This window comes from Cohnella yongneupensis (assembly GCF_042655785.1).
Classification (GTDB): Bacteria; Bacillota; Bacilli; order Paenibacillales; family Paenibacillaceae; genus Cohnella; species Cohnella yongneupensis.
Map to the genome: position 1 here is coordinate 140,200 of NZ_JBHSNC010000048.1, position 7,102 is coordinate 147,301.

Annotated in this window: 4 protein-coding genes; all 4 read right to left on the bottom strand. The window is 48.9% G+C overall.

Annotated features, from left to right (window positions below; all coding sequences use genetic code 11):
• Positions 1 to 84: 84 nt before the first annotated feature.
• On the bottom strand, positions 85 to 1,317 hold the full coding sequence (locus ACFPQ4_RS16145) for an S-layer homology domain-containing protein (RefSeq protein ID WP_378112905.1): 1,233 nt from the start codon (positions 1,315 to 1,317) through the stop codon (positions 85 to 87).
• A 132-nt stretch (positions 1,318 to 1,449) separates the two neighbouring features.
• Positions 1,450 to 3,873: a hemoblobin-interacting domain-containing protein gene (locus ACFPQ4_RS16150; RefSeq protein ID WP_378112906.1), complete on the bottom strand. Its 2,424-nt coding sequence runs from the start codon at positions 3,871 to 3,873 to the stop codon at positions 1,450 to 1,452.
• A 139-nt stretch (positions 3,874 to 4,012) separates the two neighbouring features.
• On the bottom strand, positions 4,013 to 5,143 hold the full coding sequence (locus ACFPQ4_RS16155; protein WP_378112907.1) for a response regulator: 1,131 nt from the start codon (positions 5,141 to 5,143) through the stop codon (positions 4,013 to 4,015).
• Positions 5,140 to 6,942 (bottom strand): sensor histidine kinase, encoded by a 1,803-nt coding sequence (locus ACFPQ4_RS16160; protein ID WP_378112908.1) that lies wholly within the window; start codon positions 6,940 to 6,942, stop codon positions 5,140 to 5,142. Before ACFPQ4_RS16160 ends, ACFPQ4_RS16155 begins: the two co-directional genes overlap by 4 nt.
• Positions 6,943 to 7,102: the final 160 nt, after the last annotated feature.

Consider the following 7,102-nt stretch of genomic DNA (forward strand, 5'->3'; position numbering starts at 1 on the left):
GACGTATCCCTGCGTCCAAGCGTTTGGCAAATATATGTCAAAGACCCTCCCTGAACGCCAGGGAGGGTCTTTGAGTCGCCGATCTTACTTGCTTACTACTGCTTGCCTATTGAGCAGAACCATTACGGCTTCGGCTCTCGTGGCTTGATCTTGAGGCGCGAAAGCGTTATGGCCTTTGCCTTGCATAATGCCTGCTTGCTTCACGTACGCAACGCTGGAAATGGCCCATGCAGGAATCTCTTTATCGTCCGCGAAGCCCGCGGTTGCCTTCGCCTCGATCGTCTTACCCGATGCCTTCGCCAGCATCGAAGCCATCTCGGCGCGCGTAATTTGCGCATCCGGGCGGAAGCTGCCGTCGTCGTAGCCTTTAATGATGCCTGCTTGTACCGCTTGCGCGATCGCTTTCTTCGCCCAGGCTCCAATCTTGTCGGCATCCGTAAACTTTAGCTCCGCGCCTTCGCCTTCCGGCTTCAGCGCGTTTATCAGCATGACCGCGAATTCCGCGCGCGTTACGGTAGCGTCCGGTTGGAACGTGCCGTCCGGATAGCCTTTGACGATGCCGTCTTTTACCGCTTGCTTGATGTTAGCTTCAGCCCAGTGTCCGGCAATATCGCTAAACGTAATCGGAGCGACTTCCGTATTGGCTACGGCGAACACCGCGTATTTCGTAAAGTGATTGACTTCGACCGCGATGTGATTGCCGTTCACCGTACCGCCGGCGACTTCCACCCACACCTTTTTCGTCTCGTCATAATAGAAGACAGCTGCTCTTTGGTCGGTCCCCAATTTTGTCGGATCGAAAGCGAACGTGAGCGTGATCGGCTTACTGAAGTTATCCGTAAAGTTTTTCAAAATCTCGAAGATCGGACTGGCTAGAACGTCTCCCTCCGAAAGCAGATTCGACGCGTTCGTCAATTTCTCGATCGTTAATTTGAGCTCTTGGCTTGATGCATTAGCCGGGATCGAAATCGTAACTTCATCGCTCAAGCTAACGTGGCCCGTGCTTCCTACCGGAAGCGTTAGCCGGCCATCCGTCGAAGTTACTTCGCCTGGCTGCGTGATCGATCCGCTGACGCCGCCGCAGTTGCTCGTACATCCGCTAGAAGCCGCCGTGACGAACAGGTCCTTGTTAGCAACATCATTCCCTTGTCCGGCAACAACCTTGTACGTACCCGCCGCCTCGTTGCTGCCAAGCGTGAACGAGGTAGAGAATTGTCCGCCCGTAACCTGAACCATATCGAAGAACACGACGGTGCCGCTAGGACGAACGACTTTAACGATAACGTCCGTGTAAGTGGATGTTCCCGAGATGTTCACGGAACCTCCCTGCGAAATCGATGTTACGGCGTTTAGGGTAACGGATGCGGGTGCGTCAGCGAAGACTGTCGTTGGCACTAACGCTAGGACAAGCATTAGCGTTAGGAGCCAACTGAATTTTTTGAGCTTCAATTAAGCTACACCTCCGCCGTAGTTCAACAATAGGTCGTATTCCGATTGCGTCACTAACGTTGTCATGCTCACGCCAACGTTGGAGAAATCATTGCCGAAATGACTAACGACGAATGCTTTAACCGTGTAATTAGAATTAGCAGCGTCTACATTGAAGTGCGCGGAATAAGTGCCCGTTTGCACATCCAACTCGGAAGCCACGATGCTTACCGGCGTCGTCCCGTTAAACAATTCGAAGATTACCGTTTGCGTCGGGCGGGAATCATCATCGATCCAAATATCGTCGTTTCTAAAGATATTGACGGAGGCATGGATACCGCCTTGCTTAGTAACGATCGGCGCTGTCATATAGAATAGCTCAGATGAAGCAAACGCTTCGCCCTCATAGTAATCCGTGCTATAACCTTCCGCAATGACATAAATCTCATATTCAATGCCTTTTTGGAACACGCCTTTATTGATCGTTAGCTTGCCTGCAGTGAGGGTAAAGTCTGTGTTTTCCGTCAAATGTATAGCTTCTTCATTTTCATCATCATAGACAATCACATCTCTAACTTTACTTCTCCAAGCTGCATTGTCCTCGAATACGAATTCGCTCGCAGCATTACTGAAGATATAGCCTTTAAGGACCGGGGTATTGTATGCAATCGATTCGTCGATCGCATCATTCACAATGGAGAGTAGGTTTATATGATGCACGGCACCTGCTTCAATTTGAATTTCTACGGTGCCGCTCGTCAATGCATCATGGAATAGAACGACCAATTTATTATATTGGATCGTAACAACATCTTCTGGGCTCAGAGACAAGAAGTGTGCGCCTTGATCCGTTGAAACTTTAATCTTGTCCTTTAGATGCGACACCCCGTCAACTACGGTGTTGTCCGCTATTTCGCTGTTGAAATAGAAGTTTAACAATCGGCCGTCATGGGAGAATTCTCCGCCATAAAACTCTAATGGACTATTAGGATATATCCAGTAGATTGGGAGGTATTCCTGAAGAACGTTACCCGCTGCATCTTTTAATAAATCGGCTTGGAATTGGAACAAATATTGATTCCCATTTAATGCATGATTAAAGTGCAGAATCAGCGTATGGTTATTGTTTGCTGAAAATTCCACAGTTCCGTCAAGGTAGGCCCACTGATAAACATCAATATATTGGAATCTCGATTTAAAGTCCTCTACCGAAGCAGTGTTATTCAATACGTCTTCATCGAACACTAGCGTTAAATCCTTTAAGTCAGCCGATAGATAATAATTCAACAATTGAGGAGCTGTCTTATCGACCTCTCCGCCTGCTTGAATAAACTGGCTCATCGTGTCCTCGCTATCAACGTTGCCCGCGCTGTCCTTAATCGCATAGCTTTCGATAACGATTTGATTAAGATCCCCTGTTAGAGCTTGTGCAAATTGTATAACAAGCTTTCCATCGACAATGGAGACCGTATCGTCTTCGGTCAAAGAGGTCCACTCGGAATTTGCGCCATTCTTCAACAAATAAAGATAAGAGGCTAGATAATCTCCTTCATTATTAAAGACGCTTTCGTTAAACGTAATCGTCAACGTTTTATGATCAGAGCTTAGAGCCGTACTTTGAATGACCGGTGGAGTGATGTCTAGAATCATCTCCGCATTCTGGTTACCATCTTCGTCCATGAAGGTGCCGGCTGCGATTTTCACGCGCGTATTCGAGCCGTAGATAACCTTCATGTCGTTATCTGAGTTGTCTAGATAAATGGCTTTAGGATTCCGATAACGTTCGTTTTGCCCCTCCCAAAGGCCGTTATTGACATACATCTGCGCCGGAAGCGCCGCGAAAGTCGCTCCATCCGTCGAGATGCTAATTTGATCGCGTAAATTCACGTGATCGTTCAAAATAAGATCTTCATCAAAATACAGTTCTACGTAGTTACCCCCATCGGATTCCGACCCTACATACGCGGGAGGCAAAAGATCCAACGGTTGTACCGTAGCCGTTCCGCTATACGTAATATTCTCGTCCGACCATTCAAAAGATTGGCCTTGAATTTGAATCAGATTGTTTGCTCCATCTAACGGAGTATCGAAAGTGATGGTGATATTCGTATGAACCCCGTAATGATTCACGGCAACTGAATTCTCAGCCGAATCAGCCGTGACCGTCTGAAGACCGCTAGGCCCCGTTCTTGTCACATATACGGCATCCGTTACGGATACACCTGATTTAGGCTCCATAAATGCATTCAAAGTCAATGTGACAGTCGTATGATCGTGACTAGTATTGACACTAGTAATGCTAGCATCATTAATCGTCTGCTCCACCGGTATCCCTATCATCGCGGACGCCTTGTTTCCTGCCGGCGCCAACAACCCCGTCATTCCCCCGATCACCATGAGCATGACCAAGAAGACTGCTGTTGTTTTGTTGTAAATATTCCGCATTCCTATTGTTCCTCCTTAAAATCTCTTATCAATCTCACTGAAACACTATCACACCCCAATGACGGCAAAATGACAAACACCGACAAAAAGAGCCCATTCGCTAGGGAATGGGCTCGCAATATGTAGTTTTACCTATCGATCATCCGAAATCCGATAGTAACTGTTCGTATAAAGAAACAACCTCAGGCGAAGGCCTAACACCAATTTCGTCTCGCAAAGTGTCCGTAAATCGCGAGAATTGCTTCGTTAGCGCTTCCTTGTTCTTCTGTAGCGCCCATGCCTTCATCAGCAGCATCACGGTCTGCTCGTCCAGCTCGTTATCCGTCAGGAGCTTCAGCAACAGCCGGATGGCGGCATTCGACTCGCCTTTGTTCAGTAAAGCCGCACCCAAGCGCTGGGTAAAGGACGTATGCAACTGTGATAGACGTTCGACCTCGCTCCATGCCCAATCGAAGGCGCGATCTCCGAACAAGTTCCCCTTATACAGTTGCTCGAGCTCTTGGGCTTGTTCGATGTTCGTCTCATCTATTAGTGCCATCCGTAAGCATCCTTCTTCGAAAGCCAGAAGGTCGACGCGCGTAGCATCGAGATTAAGCGCATAGCGATGGCTATCGGATTGCAAATTATTTTTCAGTCCGACCGAATCCAAAGCTTTGCGCAGCTGATAAACCGTCGTGTTCAAATACGTCTCGGCGTTCTTCAGGGGCATGTCTCCGAACAGATCTTCGATAAGCCGAGCTCTAGATACGAGTCTTCCTCGATGAAGAAGCAAGTATGCGAACAGCTCCGCGCTTTTGCTGGATCTCCATTTGACTCTATCGCCTTGAGCGCTTAGCAATTCGATCCCGCCTAGGCAATTGAACGCCGCCGTTGCGTCCGTAGCCGGCTCGGCTTGGAATAGGCGCTCCATTCGCAGGGTCGCCCGCGCTCTTCGAACCGTTGCGTGAAGTCTGTCTTGCACGACGGGCTTCACCATGTAATCGAAGGCATGGACATCGAAAGCCGACAGCGCGTATTCCTTATGGGACGTTATGAACACGAGCTTCGTTTGTTTACCGTTCTCCCGCAGTCGCTGGGCGAACTCCATGCCGCCTTCTCTTGGCATGTTAATATCTACGAGCACCAAGTCCACTTCATGTTTTACCAAATAAGCGAAAGCCGATGCCGTCTCCGTAAAGCTCCCCACGATGTCCATGTCCTCGACCTTGGCTAACATGCGTCTAAGGATGAGGTGCATCGCTTGTTCATCATCGATAATGACGATCTTCATACCGCGGCGCCCTCCATGCTGCTAGAGCTTATTCTTGTAGATTCCGATGGATCGGGAAGGGAAAAGTAGAAAGTACTGCCCTGCGAGAGCGTACTGTCAAACCATATCTCGCCTCCGTTCAAGCGCACGAATTCCCTGCATAACGTAAGGCCCAACCCTACTCCTCGCTCTCCGGCCGTTCCGGCGGAAGAAGTCGGATAAGCTTCCTGCAATAACGTAGGGGCTTGATCCTCAGAGATCCCCTCTCCCGTATCGCTTACCGCGACAATCGTTCTGTTCCCGCTACGATGTGCTTTTACTAGGATGCTGCCGTCGGCAGCCGTAAATTTAATGGCATTGGAAAGTAGGTTTCGAACGATCAGATCGAGCATCTCCTTGTCGGCATACACGAACGTGTCTTGCGGGATTTCGGATACGATCCGAATTCGTTTACTCTCGCTGCGAACGCGCATCATCCGGATATTGTTTTGCACCGTGTGACCCAGATCCCTTTCGATCGGATTAAACACCATGCCTCCCCTTTGGCTACGAAACCAATCCAGCAAGCTTTCCACTAACGTAAACGTATTTTGAATTTGCTGCCCCATCTCGTGCACGATCTCCTCATGATCTCGTTCGCAGCCTTGTATCTCGTCCTCCATGAGCTCCATTAAATTGACGAGCACCGCAAGAGGATCGCGAATATCGTGCGCGATAACGTTAAACATTTTATCCTTGAACGTATTGAGCTCGCCAAGCTGCCGGGCGTTATCGAGCAGTCTCTCCTCGGTTCGTACCGATTCCGTTACGTCGCTTAATAGCAGCATTTTGCCGACAGGCTTTCCATGGTTATCGCAGACGAAAGACATATTCACGTTATAGAAGGGCTCGTCCGGTTGACCTACAATTTGGACTTTTCTTAAGGAGAATGATCCATGGCGGAGCCTCTCAAGCAGAAGAGGGTAGCGAACAAACACTTGATCCGCCGGCAATCCCAGTTGCTTTCTGTGGAGGCCCTCTATCGCTCGCCCGGCCGATTGATTGTAGCTGGTCAGCGCGTTATCGAGATCGAACACGATAACCGCTTCCGTCATGGATTCGAATACTCTTTGCAAGGCCAAGGGAGCTAATCGCAGCATGTTAAATTGATAGATTCCCCATAAATAAAAGACGCCCGAGACGACAAAGCCGAAGGGAGATAGATCAATCGGGACATCGATTACCCCGATGAGATAGACGAGCGAGAATCCGTATATACTGCATGAGCCGATCATCATAAAGGCCACTTGCTTCTTCATGGGCGGTGTCGAACGTCGGAGCATCTGAATGAGCAAGCCCATGCCTATCACGACAAGGATATAGGAGTAGACGACATGAACCTCGTATAAGGGACCTTTCGATAAGGAAACTAGCGTGGACCCTTCGGACTCTTCTAGCGTAATCTTTGCGTAAAACCAATGGTGCCACGCGTTCGTATAATGGGCTGCAAAAGTAACGATCGGAACGACCAGCAGCGGTACGACCAGCCGTTTGCGAACGAGCGATTGCCGCCCCGTATATTGCAGCACCATAATAAACCAAAGCACGGGACCGAACGGAATACCGATATACTCGAAGCGCAGCCAGAAGCGAATATGCTCCAGATTGGGGCTGACGATTTCAAAAGCATATCCGAACGTATAGAAGGCTCCAGCTAATACGGCTAACCCATAGCTAATCGCGATGGGATGCTCTCTACGCTTCCACGATAAATAGACCATAACCAATGCGGAACAAGTAGCTGCGATCAGCAGCACGGATAAGTAAAGATTGTAATTCATTAAGGCTTGCCTCCGCACCGAAATAGGTCTTTACTCCTAAGCATAGGCGTATTGCGACAACAAAAAAATCCCCCGTTTGGGGGAGATGGCGACTGTGAAGTGCACCCCTTATAGTGGACATTGTATAAAACACCCTGGTGTTTTACCGATGAAAACTATA